This is a genomic window from Xenorhabdus sp. TS4 (assembly GCF_014467265.1).
Lineage (GTDB): Bacteria > Pseudomonadota > Gammaproteobacteria > Enterobacterales > Enterobacteriaceae > Xenorhabdus > Xenorhabdus ehlersii.
The window spans coordinates 16,205-35,022 of the sequence record NZ_NKHQ01000019.1 but is presented as its reverse complement, the minus strand read 5'-3'; the positions used below and the strand labels follow the sequence as shown (position 1 = coordinate 35,022).

General features: G+C 40.7%; 15 protein-coding genes and 1 pseudogene. 10 read left to right on the top strand and 6 right to left on the bottom strand.

Going from position 1 to position 18,818, the window contains the following annotated elements; genetic code table 11:
- Positions 1 to 72: 72 nt before the first annotated feature.
- Together Xets_RS10605 and Xets_RS10600 are read right to left on the bottom strand one after the other, a co-directional pair.
- Entirely contained in the window at positions 73 to 669 is a 597-nt protein-coding gene (locus Xets_RS10605; protein ID WP_244208812.1) for a tail fiber assembly protein, read from the bottom strand.
- Positions 669 to 1,130, bottom strand: a complete 462-nt coding sequence (locus tag Xets_RS10600) for a phage tail protein (protein WP_099134143.1) — start codon at positions 1,128 to 1,130, stop codon at positions 669 to 671. Before Xets_RS10600 ends, Xets_RS10605 begins: the two co-directional genes overlap by 1 nt.
- Positions 1,131 to 1,810: 680 nt before the next feature.
- On the opposite strand from Xets_RS10600, the gene Xets_RS10595 reads away from it, so the two are divergent.
- Both Xets_RS10595 and Xets_RS10590 read left to right on the top strand, forming a co-directional pair.
- Positions 1,811 to 3,073, top strand: a complete 1,263-nt coding sequence (locus Xets_RS10595) for an integrase arm-type DNA-binding domain-containing protein (protein WP_187651620.1) — start codon at positions 1,811 to 1,813, stop codon at positions 3,071 to 3,073.
- A gap of 604 nt (positions 3,074 to 3,677) precedes the next feature.
- A complete protein-coding gene (locus Xets_RS10590; protein WP_187651619.1) occupies positions 3,678 to 3,884 on the top strand; it encodes an AlpA family transcriptional regulator in 207 nt (68 codons plus the stop codon).
- A 143-nt stretch (positions 3,885 to 4,027) separates the two neighbouring features.
- Here the strand turns inward: Xets_RS10590 and Xets_RS10585 are convergent, their stop codons facing one another.
- Positions 4,028 to 4,201 (bottom strand): hypothetical protein, encoded by a 174-nt coding sequence (locus tag Xets_RS10585; protein WP_167386044.1) that lies wholly within the window; start codon positions 4,199 to 4,201, stop codon positions 4,028 to 4,030.
- 133 nt (positions 4,202 to 4,334) lie between these two features.
- On the opposite strand from Xets_RS10585, the gene Xets_RS10580 reads away from it, so the two are divergent.
- The 8 genes from Xets_RS10580 (at position 4,335) to Xets_RS10545 (ending at position 14,465) form a co-directional block, all read left to right on the top strand.
- Positions 4,335 to 6,773 (top strand): DUF5906 domain-containing protein, encoded by a 2,439-nt coding sequence (locus Xets_RS10580; RefSeq protein WP_187651618.1) that lies wholly within the window; start codon positions 4,335 to 4,337, stop codon positions 6,771 to 6,773.
- 690 nt (positions 6,774 to 7,463) lie between these two features.
- A complete protein-coding gene (locus Xets_RS10575; protein ID WP_187651617.1) occupies positions 7,464 to 8,078 on the top strand; it encodes a hypothetical protein in 615 nt (204 codons plus the stop codon).
- 14 nt (positions 8,079 to 8,092) lie between these two features.
- The gene (locus tag Xets_RS10570) at positions 8,093 to 8,929 is read left to right on the top strand and encodes a hypothetical protein (protein ID WP_099133545.1); all 837 of its coding nucleotides are present in this window, start codon (positions 8,093 to 8,095) and stop codon (positions 8,927 to 8,929) included.
- 142 nt (positions 8,930 to 9,071) lie between these two features.
- Positions 9,072 to 11,084, top strand: a complete 2,013-nt coding sequence (gene tssI, locus Xets_RS10565; RefSeq protein WP_255430603.1) for a type VI secretion system tip protein VgrG — start codon at positions 9,072 to 9,074, stop codon at positions 11,082 to 11,084.
- On the top strand, positions 11,081 to 11,890 hold the full coding sequence (locus tag Xets_RS10560; RefSeq protein WP_187651616.1) for a DUF4123 domain-containing protein: 810 nt from the start codon (positions 11,081 to 11,083) through the stop codon (positions 11,888 to 11,890). Before tssI ends, Xets_RS10560 begins: the two co-directional genes overlap by 4 nt.
- A gap of 73 nt (positions 11,891 to 11,963) precedes the next feature.
- A complete protein-coding gene (locus tag Xets_RS10555) occupies positions 11,964 to 12,233 on the top strand; it encodes a type VI secretion system PAAR protein (RefSeq protein ID WP_038198028.1) in 270 nt (89 codons plus the stop codon).
- 837 nt (positions 12,234 to 13,070) lie between these two features.
- The gene (locus tag Xets_RS10550) at positions 13,071 to 13,946 is read left to right on the top strand and encodes an integrase domain-containing protein (RefSeq protein WP_187651615.1); all 876 of its coding nucleotides are present in this window, start codon (positions 13,071 to 13,073) and stop codon (positions 13,944 to 13,946) included.
- Between the two features lie 249 nt (positions 13,947 to 14,195).
- The gene (locus Xets_RS10545) at positions 14,196 to 14,465 is read left to right on the top strand and encodes a helix-turn-helix transcriptional regulator (RefSeq protein WP_038216601.1); all 270 of its coding nucleotides are present in this window, start codon (positions 14,196 to 14,198) and stop codon (positions 14,463 to 14,465) included.
- A gap of 331 nt (positions 14,466 to 14,796) precedes the next feature.
- On the opposite strand, the gene Xets_RS10540 is transcribed toward Xets_RS10545, so the two are convergent.
- The 3 genes and pseudogenes from Xets_RS10540 to Xets_RS10530 all read right to left on the bottom strand — a co-directional run.
- Positions 14,797 to 15,636: a DUF4435 domain-containing protein gene (locus Xets_RS10540; RefSeq protein WP_187651614.1), complete on the bottom strand. Its 840-nt coding sequence runs from the start codon at positions 15,634 to 15,636 to the stop codon at positions 14,797 to 14,799.
- On the bottom strand, positions 15,629 to 17,053 hold the full coding sequence (locus Xets_RS10535; protein WP_187651613.1) for an AAA family ATPase: 1,425 nt from the start codon (positions 17,051 to 17,053) through the stop codon (positions 15,629 to 15,631). Before Xets_RS10535 ends, Xets_RS10540 begins: the two co-directional genes overlap by 8 nt.
- Before the next feature lie 1,001 nt (positions 17,054 to 18,054).
- Positions 18,055 to 18,793: pseudogene (locus Xets_RS10530) on the bottom strand (tyrosine-type recombinase/integrase); the annotation flags it as partial.
- Positions 18,794 to 18,818: the final 25 nt, after the last annotated feature.

Here is an 18,818-nt window from a genome sequence, read left to right as displayed (position 1 = left end):
CTATTTGGAATCAGCAACAACGGAAATTGACTGAGTCGGAATAAATATAGGGGCAAACTATGCCCCTGATTGTTATTCTGGCGCTTTAGGCCAGTCAATGTTGGGTGCTGTCGAACAGTCTACCCGGTTGAGCAGTACCCGATATTTGCGCCATTCGGTTAATGCGGTTTGCTCAGCATCGGTGGCCATATCGAGGTCAACAGCATCCTGATAAATATCAATTTTGGCTCTGGCTGTATCCAACAATTGTCGTTTTTGAGATTCAGCCTGTTGTACCTCATACACCTGTTGGGCCGCAATATCCGTGACCCATTGTTTTCCATCCCATTTATCGAATGGGGTAGCGGGGGCGTCTGGTGTTGTGTCTGGCGGATAATTACCGAGCGCTGCAATCACCTGTGCGGCACCTGTTTTAATGTTGTATACCGTTTCACCACGGTGGTCAGCAACATATTCCCAGCCGGCTAAATCCGTCGTGCGGCAAATAGCATAACCAATCCTGCGTTCACTCGGTGCATCAATACACGAGTGTGCAGGGATGCTGACACCGACGGGTAAATAATTTACAGAGGACGAAATATATTCATGCGTTTTCTCATTGTAATGAAATACGGTGATATTTCCGGCCACGATGGCGATAAAATCGCTATTCAATTCTGCCTGAATCACTATGCAGCCCTCACGATGTAGTTAAATGCAATATTACGGGGGCGGGTCTCACTCCCCCCTCCATTCCGGGTTTGATATTTGTGGTTGTCGGTTCCGTTCCGATTGCGTCCATCTCTAACGACGTTATCAGTCGACAACAGCTCGTCCCCAGATCGGTCATTAGGTGTCAACACCGTGGGTTCCCACGCATCAAATGCTGTAATTCCATGATTATGTGCGCGAAAACTATCATCCTGCCAGTTGAGTAGAGCACGTCCCGCATCTATCCCGCGGCCGCCATCCCAACCACGAATGAACTCTCCCCGCAAATCCGGCAATCGCAGTGAGGGATATACACGCGCTAGCTCCGGACATTGTTCTGCATTGAATGTCGAACCATCACATTTCAACCAGCCAGCCGGCGGGGTTTCTAACGGCCACGGAATAGGCACACCGACCGGTAACGCCGAGCCTGCCGCCAAACCGAGGTTTTATGAAATTACGCAATGGGTTGATTCACGCAGTAAAAACGGGTAATTGGCTGTTGAGTGCATTGAAATTAAACAGATCATCAGTTCAATAAATGTTCGGAAGGTGAGTTTAAGTGGATATTGGGGTAGATTGCGTAAAATGTGTCCAGATGCCAGCAGATTCGGTGTGGAATGTGAGGTGGGCTAAATCCGATATCAAGTGGTCTGCGCAATCGGAGTAATTAGGGGTGATTACCCCTAGATTGTGAAGGGGTTTTTGAGAACTGTGGACACACTGATAGTGTTAATTAAATGTTAAAGCAAGGACAAGGGACTTCTAGTCCCTTATGGCTTTTCTTCACTATATTGGCTTTTTTAGGCTTTTAACTTGTTGAATATTTTAGGGTGAAAAATTGGCGTATATAGTGAAAAATAGGATTAACTAATTGATAAATAAAGTTATAACAACGATTTTAAAATCCCTCGGCCTTTAGGCTGTGCGGGTTCAAGTCCCGCCCTGGGCACCATATATAAGTTTACTGACGTCTACTCAAGTAAACAACCCCCTAGAAAGACCTGATAAATCAATCAGGTCTTTTCTTTTTTGGTCTACTCTAGTCTATTGCAATCAACATGCACTGCGGGGCATAATCAGGGGCACCTACACTTCTATTTTAAATGTGCCCCTTATAATGAAACTAAACGCACGACAAATCGAAACAGCAAAACCCAAAGAAAAAACCTACAAACTCGCCGATGGTGGTGGTCTCTATTTAGAAGTCACGACACGTGGTTCGAAGTACTGGCGCATGAAGTACTATCGCCCCACCGATAAAAAAGAAGACCGACTGGCTTTCGGTGTCTATCCAACCGTTTCTTTAGCCGATGCTCGTACCAAAAGAGACGAAGCTAAGAAGCTGATTGCTCAGGGCATTGATCCCAAAGCCGAGAAAAAAGACGCACATGCTGGGGCAAAAGGAAAACATACCTTTGAAAAAGTCGCCCGTGACTGGCACGCCAGCAACAAACGTTGGAGCGAAGATCACGGCAACCGCATTCTACGCAGCCTTGAACATTATATATTCCCGTATATTGGCAGGCTTGATATTTCCACTTTGCGGACAAGCCAACTTTTAGCACCGATCAAAACCGTTGATGTGGATGGAAAACATGATATTGCCCAGCGATTACAGCAACGTGTCACTTCCATCATGCGTTATGCCGTTCAAAGCGACGTTCTTGATTCCAATCCGGCTAATGATATGGCTGGCGCACTTTCCACTGTTAAATCTAAACATCATCCCGCCCTACCTCATGAACGTTTACCTGAATTTTTGAGCCGACTTTCTCGCTATCGTGGACGCTTAATCACCCGTATCGCAGTAGAGCTGACTTTATTAACGTTCGTCCGTTCCAGTGAATTGAGATTTGCTCGTTGGGAAGAACTTAACCTTGAAAATGCAGTCTGGAAAATCCCTGCTACAAGAAAAGCCATTGAAGGGGTTAAATTCTCTGAACGGGGCATGAAAATGAAAACGGAGCATATTGTACCGTTGAGTCATCAGGCTGTCATTCTGTTCAAATCATTGCGAGAGTTAAGCGGCGAGTGTGAGGTCATGTTCCCTAATGATCATGACCCACAAAAAGTCATGAGCGAAAGCACCGTCAACAATGCCTTGCGTGGCATGGGCTACGACACCAAAATCGATGTTTGCGGGCATGGATTCCGAACAATGGCGCGGGGTGCAATGGGTGAATCAGGATTATGGAACGATGATGCCATCGAACGCCAGTTAAGCCATGTAGAAAGAAAAAATGTCAGAGCTGCCTATATTCACACGTCTAAACATCTGGACGAACGACGGCTGATGGTGCAATGGTGGGCCGATTATCTGGACGCCAACCGGGAAAAACATATCACGCCGTATGATTTTGCTAAGAAACGCCGGAAGTAACATGGATTAATGCTCAGAACGTATTGAGTTCATGATGATTTTTTAGACTTTGTTGGCAGTGCCAACAAAGTCTACTTTTCACACAATATATAGCCAGCTAAAAACTCCGCATCCTATCCCTTGTTATGGCAATCATCATGTGATGTTTTTTTAACCTTTGCTGGCACTGCTAGCAAAGCCTGTTTATGTAGTGCATAAACAGGTAAGAATTCCATATTTTGATCTTGTCAATGAATTATCTTATCTTTCTTTTGATTAGCCTTTATGCAAAAGGCATTTTTTTAAACTTTGTTGCCCAGGACAAAAAAGACTATTTTTAATACAGCGTGTAATCAACTAAAAATCCCATACCCTGACCCATCATACATTTTCCTTATTTTTCATTTGGTTAAATTTACCATCACAGCTATATACATGGTGTTTTTTTAGGCTGCTGTGCCTGTGGCACACAAGGTTGCTTTTTATACAGTCAATAGACAGCAATTAATTTTACGAATTGGTTAAAGAGTTTACGCTTTCAATTAATCTGAATTTTTAAATAATTCCTCTGTCGTCAAATAACGCCCACTAGGGCATTTCAAGGGCTCGATTACAGGGGGTATACATGCCAACAATGACAACATCTAAAGAAAGTCTCATTCGCCTGCCAGAAGTTCAGCGCAGAACGGGCTACAGCAAGGCATGGATCTACAGGCTCATTAAAGAAGATAAATTTCCGAAGCAAGTCAAAATTGGCCCTCGTTCGGTTGCATTTATTGAATCAGAAATTGATGGCTGGGTAGATCAGCGGATTGCTGAGTCTCGTACCTGATAGCGTGCTGACTGAATTTTGGTGCATCAGTTCACGATGCGGGTAATCCATTCATTGAGAGATAGGCAAATCTTGCAATTGTTATTTAAACGAAAAAAGGATAGCGGTATGGGAGCTATCCTCCTGACTAACTGTCGGTTGGTTCAACCTTTGGGTTCAATACCACGCGATTGGAGTTCTTTACGGAGTATGCGCTTGATCCATGTAGCAAGGGAAGCATCACCATCGGTTTTTGCTTGTTCTTCAAGTTGTTGCCTGAATTCTTCCGTTAATCTCATTTGGTATTGTGGAGATCGTTTTTCTTTTTGTGTTGACATGGTAATTACCCAAGGATATTTTAAATTACATGGTAATGACCATTTTAATTTTAGTAACCAAATAAAACAACGCCCCGTAGTGCTCGCAACACATACAGGGCGTCTGACCAATAACCGTTGAGAGATAACGATAATGGCTGATACACAGCATAACCAAACTCGCCCTAAATTTACATCTTCAGATAAAACAGATGGACGAAAATCGCTCGATCTGATTCAGACCGTGAAAAGATCCGCCATGTACCATTGGGAAAATCTGCTGCTTGCATGCGGCATCGACATTCCTGCAAAGGGGAAACATGGCGCTTGCCCTGTCTGCGGTGGTACTGACCGTTTTCACTTTATTGACGACCATCATCATGGCAACTGGCATTGTCGCCAATGTGACGCCCCAAACTATGGTGATGGGCTGGATTTAGTGGCAAAAACCAAAGGGATCTCGATTCTTGAAGCAGCAAAAGTTATTGCGGATACGCTGGCATTACCTTTGCCAGAACCCAAGCCAAATAGGGAAAGCATTCAAACAACACAGTCGATTGCTGAAAGAGTGACGGCACTGATGGCGCAAACTGTCGCCGGGCAATCTCCCTATCTGACCGCAAAAGGGCTGCATTGCCCTGGTCAGCGGCTGCTGTCCGATAATTCGATAGTGTTGACACTGACAACATTGGATAAAAAAGTAACAGGCGCACAGATCATTAAGCCTAATGGCGAGAAAAAATTACTCTCTGGTAGCCAGAAGAAAGGTGCATTTATTGCTGTATCAGAGCTGGAAGAGCACTCCGACACAGTAATCATTACCGAAGGTTATGCCACGGCGTTCACAGTTAATCAGCTCTATAAAGGTACTGTTTTAGTGGCGCTGGATGCAGGTAATTTGCTATCTGTCGCTCAAGCAGTTCGGGAGCGCTGGTTGGATACAAAAATTATTTTCGCCGCCGATAATGACTGGCACAGTCCCGACGAACTGGATAAGAACGGCAAACCCAAAGTCAATATCGGTAAGATCTCAGCAGAAAAAGCAGCCCTTGCAGTGAACGGTTGGGTTACCTTGCCACCAACGGAATACAAAGCTGATTGGGATGATTATCGTCAGCAGCATGGCATTGATGCAGCAAAGCAGGCCTTTTCTCAAGAGCTCTATCAACCCGTACCCGTCAAGAAAAAATCAGCCACTCAGTCCAATGATACCAAGCCTTCGAAACTGACATTATGCCAGATGGGAGCCAGTCAGCGCGGGGAAGTGTTACTGGCACGTTATGACAGCAATTTGGCTCTGGATGGCGCTTCGGAAAGCGTTCATCACTATGATGGTATCGTCTGGCGTCCGGTCAGTGATCGTGATTTAAAACGGGAAATGGTGGCTGCCTTTATGGAAGAAAAGCTACCATACTCACCGCATGGTATTAGTTCTGCCGTGGATGCCCTGAAATTACAACTTCCCATGATGCAACCGCCAAAACGCCATTTAATCGGATTCAATAATGGTGTGTTTGACCTGAAAACCTGCCAGTTTCGGTCGCATCGTAAAAGTGACTGGCTGCTACTTGCTAATGACGTTGAATTCAATTCCCCCATTTCAGGGGAAACCCTGAAAAACCATGCGCCACAGTTCTGGCACTGGCTGAATCGGGCAACAGCCCATTGTGAAAACAAATTTAATCGAGTACTGGCAGCCCTGTTTATGGTGCTGGCGAATCGCTACGATTGGCAGCTTTTTCTGGAAGTCACTGGTGCCGGAGGCAGTGGCAAAAGCATCTTTGCTGAAATCTGCTCGATGCTGGCAGGTAAAGGCAACACTGTTTCCGCCAGCATGGCCGCACTGGAAAACCCACGGGAACGGGCGTTGATTGTTGGCTATTCGTTGATTATCCTACCAGACCAAACTCGCTATGTCGGTGATGGCTCCGGTATCAAGGCCATTACAGGTGGCGATGAAGTGGCCATTGACCCGAAGCACAAACAACCCTATTCCACCCGTATTCCTGCTGTGGTGCTGGCAGTAAACAATAATGCCATGAGTTTCAGTGATCGCAGTGGTGGTGTGTCGCGGCGTCGGGTAATCTTCAACTTTTCCGAAGTCGTACCGGAAAATGAACGCGATCCACTCCTGCGGGATAAAATTTCGGCGGAATTGCCTGTGATTATCCGACATTTGCTGCATCGGTTCGCTGACCCACAAACCGCAAGGCATTTACTGACAGAGCAACAAAAATCAGAAGAAGCGCTGGATATCAAACGTGGTACAGATCCACTAGTCGATTTCTGTGGTTATCTGATTGCATCTGATGAAGCCGATGGCCTGTTAATCGGCAATGCGGAGATTGTGCCGTTCAATCCCCGCAAGTACCTTTATCACGCTTACCTTGCCTATATGAAAGGCAACAACCTGAATAAACCCATTTCCGTAACCCGCTTTGGCATGGATATGCCGGGCACACTGGCAGAATATGGACAGCATTACCTGCGCAAAAAAAGCAAATACGGTATTCGTAGCAATATGAATCTGAATATCGACACGGCCAGTGAATGGATGCCAAAACTGACAAGGAATGACCCGCCAGAAGAATAAATTTCTTCCATCACAAACATTTTTCAAATAAATATAAAAAAGTATTCACCGTTGTTCACTCTATAATTTAAACCAGATATATCAATGTATTATAGGATGAAGAGTTATTTTAAAACTATCCATAAGTGTTCAACCCTGTTCACCTTTTTTCCGGTTTAAGGTGAAGGGTTGGATGAAGACTAATGATGAGTTTGGTTTCAAGTTATCATCATTTAATTAATTGAATTTAAACAAAAATATTTACAGGTGAACAGGGTGAACAGTTTTATCTTTAATTCTTTAATAGGGTAAGATTGTGAAAAATAGTTTTTCTGGCAGGAATAATATTTTTCAGATTCTATGGATTATCTGGTTAATACATTAGCCAGATAACCCATAGAAGACAAGCGTAGCGCGTCAGTGTAATTTGAATCTATTGTGTTACATGAAATTTAAATGATGTAATTAACTGATTTTATTTAAGGAGAGAAGTTAATCACAATTTTCTTTATGTGTCTCTATTTACACTTGAATATATAAATTATTCTGTTATATCTTGTTCTGTATATATACCTAGGATAAATAGTTGTCATTGATAGGACAACAGATTTTAGTCGGTTCCACTTCTCAAAGGTAATGAGATCGTAGCTATTAATTTAACTGTGGCACGGAATCCTAAATTTTCTTTGCTTCTGGATGGAAAGAACAAATATGGTGAAAAAAACGATGTTATTGACTTTAGCTGCTTTTTTGGGGGCAGGTATCGTAATGCTAATCCAGTGGATGCGTCCCCCCACAGAAGATCCTTACTTTTTTTTAAATCCTAAACCCACTACAATTGGCGATTACCACTCAATTGAAACCCCTATTAAACTATATGAAAAAGGGGAAAAAGTAGAAATGGTGTTTTGGAATGTCCCCCAACCGACACCTAAACTTCTCTATCTTTTTCCCGCCAACACTCCATCACCTCAAATAATGTTGAATATCAAAAAACGAAAAGAGTCTGATCTTGGTTTCTATATAAGTGATATTTTCAAAGTAAAAGGATCTATCTCCGAAAATAAAAATAACCCTATTTTTAATATAAAAATATATAAAATTAATGATAATTTAACAGAAGATTTAATATATGAAAAAAATCACTCAAATATAACTCTATATTCTGGCGGGTGGGGTGATAATTTATTTAATTTAGTAGATTTTTATCATGACTATAAATATGGCCAGTACCGTTTGCAAGTTGAAGTTTTAGCTAACTTACCAGAATTCAAAATAGATGAGTTAGATTATTTTATTTATATTAGGCAATATGCAATAAAATAAAAGGATTTATAAATATGATACCAGTAAATTCAACCGAAAAATCATTAGTAAATATCATTAAAGATAACAGCCGTTCAGTAGAAAATAAAAGGAAATTAATTAATGGAATTGCTTATCCAAATCAAAACATAAATTATGCAGCAGGTAAGCCATGTGCCGAGTGCCCACCTCCACAAGCAAGGCCTGAATTTGTAAAAAATTTGGTTAGTTCTTTAGAAAAAAAATATACTGTTACCATTTATGCTGCACATCCAGGAACCCCTCTTAATAAAAATGATGGAACTCCTCATTTTGATAAAGGTAAAAGAGTAACCTCAGCTGCTGGGCATATGTGGTATGAAATTTCAGATGGGAAAGTTAATGACGCCTACGGATTTGCACCTATTAAATCAGGCATTACAGGCCCTGGAGTAGTAACTAAAAAAGACACAATACATTATGAAAACCCACGTTTTAGCCGTACGATAGAAATCACAGAGGATCATTATAATAAATTAAGTAAATATGGTGAATTAGCCAAAGATAAAGAAAATCCTGATTTTGACCTTAATTATAATGGAGCTTGGAATAGCTGCATTGATTTTACATGGAAGGCCCTAGGCAGTGCTGGATTGAAACCCAAAGCAACATGGAATGATTTGAGTGAAATTAATGCGATGAGTAAAGCAACGGGAACATTCGAAGGTGATATGAAAGTCGATAATAATATTCCTCATATAAAATCAATTCCAGCACCATTTCCTAACAGCGAGTTAAATAAGGAGCATTACAATGCGCGCCCTAAAAAAACAATAACCCAAAAAATCCTTACAAAATCAGATAATAAAGATACAGGTACTGGAGTAGCTTAAAAATATACAGATGAAATAATTTAAAATGAAAAAATGAAATTTAAAAATAATAGGACCTAATGATTATTTGAATTTTTAAAATTACAATTATCATTCAGCGTTAACTAACAAATTGATATATAAAAGATTATGGAGATAATATATGAGTGAAATAATGGATAAAATGACCCAACTAGTTGATCGCTCAGGTTTGGTATTTACACTCATTACAGAACAATTACCTGAACAAACCTTTGCCGTTGTCGATTTTACCCTGCATGAAGCGTTATCAACCCCTTTTCGGTTGGAAGCAGCTTTAACCTGTAAAAGCCCAGAGATTGACTTTGCCGATGTTCTCGACAAAAATGCCGCTTTTGCCGTGCATCGCAATGGAAAAGTTGAACGACAACTCACTGGCATGGTGACACAATTTTCGCAACTTTCTACCGGACGTCACACCAGCCACTACCGTATCACCATTCATCCCCCTTTATGGCGTGCCTCATTACGGGTGAATAGCCGTATATTTCAGAACCAATCCGTTGTGGATATCGTCGAAACCCTGCTCAAAGAAAATGGCGTCCGAAACATTTCCTTTGCGCTCGGTTACAAACATCCACCGCGGGAATTTTGCGTTCAGTATGATGAAAGTGATTTGGCTTTTATTCAGCGTTTACTGGCTGATGAAGGCATTTTTTATTACTTCACTTTCGATCAGGAACAACATGAACAGCACATCATGTTTCACGATTCCTGTCTGTCTCTCAATCAGGTTATCAGTGTGGCCTATCGTCCAGAAACTGATGTGACGGGCACGACGACCTGTATCCAGCAGTTAAATTGGTCAGAACAGGTTGGCGTTACCAATGTCACTGCCAAAGACCGGACTTTCAAAAATCCGCGTTGGAACCGAGAATTCTGGTATGAAGGGCGTAACCTTGCCAACCAACGAATACTGAAAAGCTACAACTATTACGATTTTCCCAGCCGCTATAAAGATGACGAATTAGGGCAACGGGCAAGCCAGTATCGTCTGGAATATTTACGCCGAGATACTCAACTTGGTAACGGTAATGGTGACTGTTTTGCCATGTGGCCGGGGCAATTAGTTGACCTGACAGACCATCCCAAAGAAACCTTTAATGATCAATGGCAATTAATTCAGATAACTCATTCAGGGCAACAACCACAAGCCGATGAAACCCAGTCCGGCGGCAGCGGCACTTGGCTTTCCAATCAGTTTACTTTCACCAGCCGTAAAAATTCTTATCGTCCTTCGCCCTATCCGAAACCCAAAATGGAAGGCCCTCATATTGCCACGGTTGTTGGACCGGAGGGCGAGGAAATTTTTTGTGATGAACACGGACGTGTTCGGGTTCAGTTTGACTGGGATAGATACGGTAAATTCAATGATCAAAGCTCCTGCTGGGTACGCGTCAGTCAAGCGTGGGCAGGTCAATTAATGGGGATGATTGCCATTCCCCGCATTGGTCACGAAGTGTTAGTGGATTTTATACACGGTGATCCCGACCAGCCGATTATTGTCGGGCGGGCATATCATGCCAATAATATTCCGCCAAACCGCCTGCCGATGGCAAAAACGCAAATGTCAATCCGCTCGAAGACGCATAAAGGCCAGGGGTTTAACGAACTGCGTTTTGAGGATGAGAAAGATCGTGAAGAGGTCTTTATTCATGCGCAAAAAAATCTCGCCATTAAGGTGCTCAATTCACGCGACGAACGCATTAATTATGACCGTACAACCAGCATCGGGCATGACGATGAATTGGTTATCGCCAACAATCGTAAAATCACAGTCGAAGGTCAACAAGATCATAAAACCACAGGAAACTATCTTGAGCAGATTGACGGTGACCGCTCGTTGCAAATTAAAGGCGATCTGGCAGAAAAGATTCAGGGTATTGTCAGTATTGATGCGCAAGGGGATCTGACACTACAAAGTGGCAGCAAACTTACCCTGCGTGTTGGCGGGAGTTTTATTGTGCTTCATGGCGGCGGCATTGATATCAAAGGCATAGCTATTAATCTGAATTCCGGTGGTAGTCCCGGTGACTTACTTGCACCCTCTAACCCCGCCATTCTACTTGCAGCGGCAAGTGAAGGTTCAATGTTCGTCGCCCACTGCCCAATGAAAGATAAGGAGAATCAGGAATGAGTCAGGAAACCCTTTATGCTATTATCGACGGCTCAGCAGAGCCTGACCTATTTTTGATGCTCGAACATTATGATCCCCCCTCCACCTGCCTCTATGGTGAACCACTCCAGCCAGAATTAGTTAAAATTGCGCCTTATCTGGTTCAAGTTGATGAAAAAGTTAAAATTTGGCTGGAGTGCCGTAGAACCCCGTGGGGGATTTTCGTTCACAGTGAAGCAAACATGAAAACCGTTCGACAACATTTACGAAAATACCTGCAAGTATTGCTACCTCAGCAGGATAAACCTGTCTTTTTCCGTTTTTACGATCCGCGTAATATCTGGGATTTTCTTAGTGTGTTAAGTGACTGGGAAATACATTGCTTTTTAGGACCGATCCAAAAAGTTGCAACAGACTATCAAGATGTACATAAAGAAGATAATTTCCTGAAAATCAGAGAAAAATATCCTGATAATGCCAAGGGAAGATATAAGATTTTCAGAATTAACGAAGAACAGTATGAGCTGATAGAAATAAAACAAAAAGAGAAATATTTACAAAAGCTTGATTCTATTTTGTTATCTAAACTGGCAGAACTAAGAAAATGTATCAGCATTAATAACTCATTATCATTTTTAGCTTTTTTCTATGATTACCTGCTTTCCGAAAAAATTACTGATACAGGATCTATAGAAGGAATTCTTAATAAAGTGATCAGAGAAGACAATTTTGATATTGATAACTTTGATAAATCAATCTTATCGAACCTTATTGATGATGGAACGCCTGGCTGGTATAGAGCTAATAAGTTTATTGATAATATTTAACTAGTTGCTACTCATTTAGATAATTACTGTAGTAAATATGTTTCCATTTCCTGCAATCATGGAGAAAAATAGTATGGGAAATGCGGTCAAAATCGGTGATATTGGTACAGAACATGGCGATTGTCCGGCAACACCAGTCATTACTGGCGCTAACAGCGTCAAAGTGGATGGTGCTTATCTCGCCCGGCAAGGAGATGCACTACAATTACATTCATCCCACTCTCGGGCGATAGCAAGTGGCTCAAATTCTGTTTTTATTGAGGGAAAACCAGCTGCCAGAACGGGTGATACAGTTGATTGTGGTGGTGTGGTTATCGGTGGTGGTAGCGTAAATATTGGTTGAGAATATTTAATAAATCAGTTAGCCTGAACGAACTTCCTGACCATCACAGATGGTCACATAGCTGTAATGGCAAAAAAACTCCCGTAGCCTGAAAGGGAGAGCAAGATTGCGGTACATCTGCCCACCTTTGGAAGCAGATATTGTCAGACATAAACCCCTTGTCTGGTGATGAAGGTTTCTTAAACTAAAAATACACCCAAAAGGTGTTTTTATATTGTCTCCGAAGTGTGTTGAACGTTGGTTCATGCACTGACTTTTCATATCAGTACCAGATCACATTTTCATTTATCTTCAATAAACAACCGGATGTCTTTCACGCATCCCATTCATGCTTCTGACTATCCCTGTCTGAAATATTCAGCAGACTACTTTCTACACCTAAACGATTAACTCATTGCTACCGTTTGACACTGAACCTTGCGGCGTTTGTTTTGCTGTGCTTGCTGGCATTTCAACGCTCGTACCATTTTTGCTGACCGTTCGTGGAACTTAAGGCGTGACTTTTTGCCGGTTTATCGCTGAAAGTGACGCCGTAGCCAAAGAACAATCGAACCCTGACAGGCTCAGGCCTGCTTCACCCCGCAGTGAATCTGACACTGCATTTTTAGATTGAAAAAGGAGAACTTGACGATATCGAGGCTGGCTTTTTTGCCGGAGGGGATGACCTGCACACGCAGGCGGCAGTACCGCGTACTCAACCGATACCCCGCAATACCTCAACCTGCGTTCACTCTGGCGCACAGATATCGATCAAGGGCAAGGCAGTTATTTTCTGTTTTGCCAGAATGGTCGCGCGCCAGAGATCGCATGTTGTCAAGCATCCACAAGGGGAAGCCAATGAGTCGATTGATTAAAGAATTAAAGTTTTTTGCCCGACAAGGCGGTGGTAGTCATAAAACCTGTCATGATCGCATTCGGATCGCTGGGCGTTTGGGTGCGTTGTTATTGAGCCTGAATATTCAGGTGAAAAGCCTTAATAATTTGAAAGCCAAACATGTAGAGCAGTACGTTGATACTCGTTTATCTCAGGGAATTGCCAAACGAACAGTGCAAAATGAAATGTCCGCGCTGCGCAATATCTTCCGCATGGCAGGCCGGGAGAAACTGGAAACCTCGCCGCGTTTGAGTAATCAGTCATTGGGATTAAGCGTAACCAGCCGCGCCGGAACTAAGCAGGCGATCCCTGATACTACGTTTCAGGTTGTTTATCAGAAAGCACTTGAACGTGATGCTGGATTTGCCGTCACCTTGAAACTTGCCCGATTGTTGGGATTACGTTCTCAGGAAGCGGTGCAATGCAGTGCGTCATTGAAAAGCTGGCGCAAACAATTAGAACAGCCAGAGCCGAAACTGCATGTTGTTTTCGGTACAAAAGGCGGCCGGCCAAGACAAACCCGTGTATTGGATGTTGCAGCAGTAAAAGAAGCTGTCGAGCAGGCCATGGCTATTGCAGAGCAACGTGGCGGCAGATTGATTGATAAACCGGATCTCAAACAGGCCATGAATTACTGGCGGACACATACCACAAAGATTGGTTTAACAGGCCGCTATTCTCCTCATAGTCTGCGCTATGCGTGGGCGCAGGATGCGCTTAATTTTTACCAACAGAAGGGTTTTAGCCGTCAGGAAGCAAGAGCACTGGTATCAATGGATTTAGGGCACGGTGATGGCCGCGGGCGTTATGTTGAACGGGTTTATAGTCGTTCAACTTAGCCGTTCGGTTATTGAGTTAGATAAAACAATCAGTTAAAGTATTCCCGCCATTAGCAAAATCTAGTGGTAAGGTTTCGCAGCCTTAAAGACACTCCACTGGTAGGATGTTTCTACCAGTGTGCCTGTTATCGCCTTTTCAATGGGGATTCAGGCGGGGGAGACTTCGGTCTCGCCGGACGAGTGTCCCGGTACTGCGAACCCTGTCTGAATCACCACCATCAATATTAATTAATGGAAGGGGTAGCAGGAATGAATAACAACATTAGAAATGACTGGCATCAAGCCGATATTATTGCTGCATTGCGTAAACGCGGTACAACCTTAGCAGCTGTTTCTCGTGAAGCGGGACTCAGTTCATCAACACTGGCAAATGCTTTCAGCAGACCGTGGCCTAAAGGTGAATGGATAATTGCTGATTATCTCGGTGTCCACCCTTCAGAAATCTGGCCTAGTCGGTATTTTGATTCTTATACTGGAGAATTATTAGAAAGGAAAGTCCGCTCTAAGCCACAGGAATAACCGACTTTAATTTGTGATCGACTTCGTGAAAATGATAATTTTTAATATGAAGCCCTGAGTGTGGAATGGCATCCCAATTTGTCCATTTTTACCCCTCACGGCTTTTTTGCTTTAATGTAAAGATGAGAAATAGTTACAAACCAAATTTTCTAACACAACCTTAGAGGCTTTTATTGTGGAAATACATCACAAATTTCTATAGTTCGCGATAGGGACCCCATTCTTCTAATGTTCTCCGAATATCGGATATAATTCTTTTATTTATCTTTATCGTGACACATCACATAAAATATTTATTGTGATATGTCACTAATAAGGTGTAGTACGCTAATCACCTCAGCTGTTGAACTAAATGATCTATTTCATCTATGAAAGCCAGTAACATGCGCTGTAACGCATCAGTCTCTTGGAAACTTTTCATTCCTCGATATTCCCTTATTGCATTAGACATTAACTCTACAAAATCATGTCCCCTTATGCACAAACGCGGATCACAATCAAGTTTTTTTAACCATTCATGAAAAATTGTGATAAATTCATCACTTCGATGTTTCTGACCAAAAGAAATAAGATTTTTATTAATATACCCAATATAATCAAATGTAAGTGTGTCATTAGCAGAATTTAGTGACTTCTTTATATCACACCAATTTACATTAATTTTCAAACATCTATCACTTAACTTAATACAATATAATTGTTTTAGCACAACTAAGAAAGACTCATAAAACACGTCCCAATTCTTAATTTTACTGTTAGAAATATCCATCACAATTCTTTTTATTAATTGCTCAGAGAAAAAGTACATTTCTAAAGAACTAAAATCAGTCCAAATAAGTTGAGGAACTTCTTCCACAGCATTAAACCAATGATCTAAGTCTTTATCTACTAAACATTTGTAGTTATCACATTGCAGTTCTTGTAACTCTTTTGCCAATGCAATAACACGTTGTTTATTACCTTCCGTCAAACCGTACTTTTGCAAAACTCCATAAGGAATATCTACACTATCTATTTCATATGGAACAATGGATTTTTCATTATTCTTCTCACACCAAGAATTCAAAACTAATTTATCAAAATCACCTTCAACATAAATGTCATGAAGATTAGGTTCAACAAAATATCGAGTTTTAATATCTTCTATTGTTCTTCTCGGTAAGTCAGGCATTTTTATTTTCCAATTTTATAACGCGATTTCGATGTTGAGAAATAATTTCTAATGAGTGAGATGCAAAGATAAACTGAATATTTGCACCATCAGTAATATCTAGCAAGGAATTAATAATGATTCTTTGCCATTTAATATTCAAAGAAATTTCCGGCTCATCAATCATAAATATACTTGGTGTGTCCCTTGCCACTAATACATAGCAAAATAATAGCAACAATTGTTGCTCACCTGATGACAACTGAGCAGGTTGTAAAACATCCCCAAATTTATTGATTATTTGGAAACCCTGACTAAGTTGGAAACGTATTTCCTTATCAGTTAATAACCCATTAATTGTGGATATAAATCTATCAAGAATTTGATAAATTGTCCGAACTCCCTCCAGTCTTCCATCTAAACTTTCAATGTAAGGTTTTAATAATTCAGCAGATAATACCCTTTCCGATTTTGATGCAGTTGATAATATCTTTTCGAACTCGGACATTTCCAAAAAGGAAGTTAACTCATATTTAGCTAAGGAAAATGTTTCTGAACCAATTTTTTTTAAATTACTTTTTAGGGTATCAATGTCATTATCTTGGAAAGTTGTTTCATCTTTGTTTGAAGTTGAAACTAATTGTTTTAAAATTCTAACATATGTAGAATGAACATTATCAGTGCCTTGATTTGTACCTTGGACGGCCTTTCTTGCAATCCACTTTGTGGCAGCACTCAGAGCCTGACTTAATGCTATCTCTCTAGAACGTAAAACAAGATCCTGGATACGTTTTGGTGTACCCATTCTTACTACTTGACGTAACTCTACTTCATCATCAGGATTGCTTATGGTATCTCCATCAAGCCTTCTATCTGCATTAAGGATAAAAGTTATTGGTGCTATTTTTTTTAGTATTTCTAAATACAATTTCTGGCTAGTCACCTTTCTCAATGGATCTTTTTTTTGATTCTTTTTCAGTCGTCCAGGCAGGTATTCAAAAGCTTCACGATCATTAAGATAAATAACTTCATCATCATTAAAATAAATAACATCATCATCATCAATTATCATTCGACGAGATCCTGCTGCATCTGGTCGATGATTCCATCTTGCTATTATAACATCATCTTTTATGATATCTAATACCATAACATTAGGTTCATTTTTGGTTAAATTAGGCCTGGCTGTTAAAATATACCCAGAGGTTAATTCAACCTTCAATAATTGAAAATTAGTTTTAATTAAAGCTGTCCGATGCCCTCTAGAATTAGATGGTGATAACAAATGGAATGCGAGCCGTAATAGAGTACTTTTACCGACACCATTATCACCATAAAAAATAACTGCACTATTATTTAATTTATCATTATCAAAATCATATGTATATAAACCAAATAATTTTTCAACATATATAGATTTTATCAAATGTTGATCCATATATTATTCCTTAAGTTTTAATCTTAGCAAAAAACATTCAATATCACTTCAACTTACAAGTTTAGTTAATGAATCCCAAGCTAAATTTTACTAAAAAAAGTAAATAAATTCAACAACAAATAACTAAAGTAGGTAATATGATAACATCCCCCTTTTCAGCTATAAACAGCACCATCTTTTATCCAATACACTGAATTTCGAGAGAGCATTTCATGAAAACGATAAAAATAGTAGTTATTAGTCTCGCCAAGATGGTGTGGTTCAATAGTTTTGTTCATCGTAATAGAAGCGATGTATCCACTTCAACAATCAAGTTGAAAAATGATGACACTATTGCAAATAGGATCTTATACCCTATGGATTTAAAAATACGGCACGACAATAAAGCAACAAATTCCCAAGAGCATAGATAAATATATAACTAGGAGAAGTGAATGCAGGTAACATAGCAGCGCAACAAATATAGTACTAAAGCCGTAGTTGCTCTATGATCAGGTATTCATTCCAATGACAATAATAACTAACAACATTGTTGTGCACAGTATTTATACCATCATCGCAACCTGTCAAAAATTAGAGCTACCATATAATGTGTAGGTGATAGTTATAACTTGTAATATAGTTCATAAAAGTAGTAAATTTTAATATGATATTCTAAAAGTCAAATTTCAACCTCATTCAACTACTTTTAAACCTTATACTTTTTTGCTTCAAAGCGGCGATAAAATATACAAACACATAGAAAGAAAAATAAAATCAGTTAGATATAAGAATTCAGGAAGCAGGAAATCCAGGGGGCATATAAAGGGGCATAAAACCAATAAGTAAAAATAAGTTAAATATATTCAATCAATTATATTGATAATCCAGTCTCGCTCTGGCACCATATAAAAACTTGCTGTTAAACAGTAAGTTAGCGTTAAAGAAAGCCACCTCTTTAGGTGGCTTTTTTCATGACGCAAATCACATTCCTAATAAATTCCTAATATCTTTTCCTAATATCATTCTGCGTGTTGACCGCCAACAACCGGAACTACTTCAATTTTTCTGTTGTATCTTGCTGTCTGGGTAATATTTTTATGACCGGAAATCACTTGCTTCTCAGCCAGCGTCCCGTCCAGATCTGAAATCCCTTTTGCCTTTAGATCATGAAATGTGAAGTTAAAATCCAGCTCTGGAAATGTTTCTTTCGCGATATTTTTCGCTTTTTTCCAGCGGCTGTTAAAACCGTCACGGGTATATTTATGGCCCGTGGCCTGACAAATGACATACAGGCTGACAATACCTGGGTCAGTAATTAATGTATCACTGAGCTTTACTGCATCCTCTAAGCGTTTCGTCCAGGCCTTAATTTGTTTTTTTCCGGTTTTACCCTGGCGAATAAAGATCCCGTTTTCCATCAGCTGTGCGTGGGTGAGTGACAAAACATCGGCTTGTCGTGCACAACATAAATAAGCCAGTTCCATCGCTATTTTAACGATAGTCGGAGCGACGGAATAAAGGGCATGATATTCAGCATCGGTGATATACCGATCCCGTGGTATTTCTTTGAATTGCCTGACGCCTTTACATGGGTTGCTACGTACAATTCCTCTTTCATATCCCCAGCCATATACGCGAGACAAAAAATTTTTCGCGCGTATATGGCTGGGTTTTGGCTTTCAGTCCGCGTTTATCCATGTACTTGCGAATATGCTCTGGTTTAATATTGTCCGGTAACATGTTCCCAAATACAGGTATAGCTAAATCATATTAATATGACATA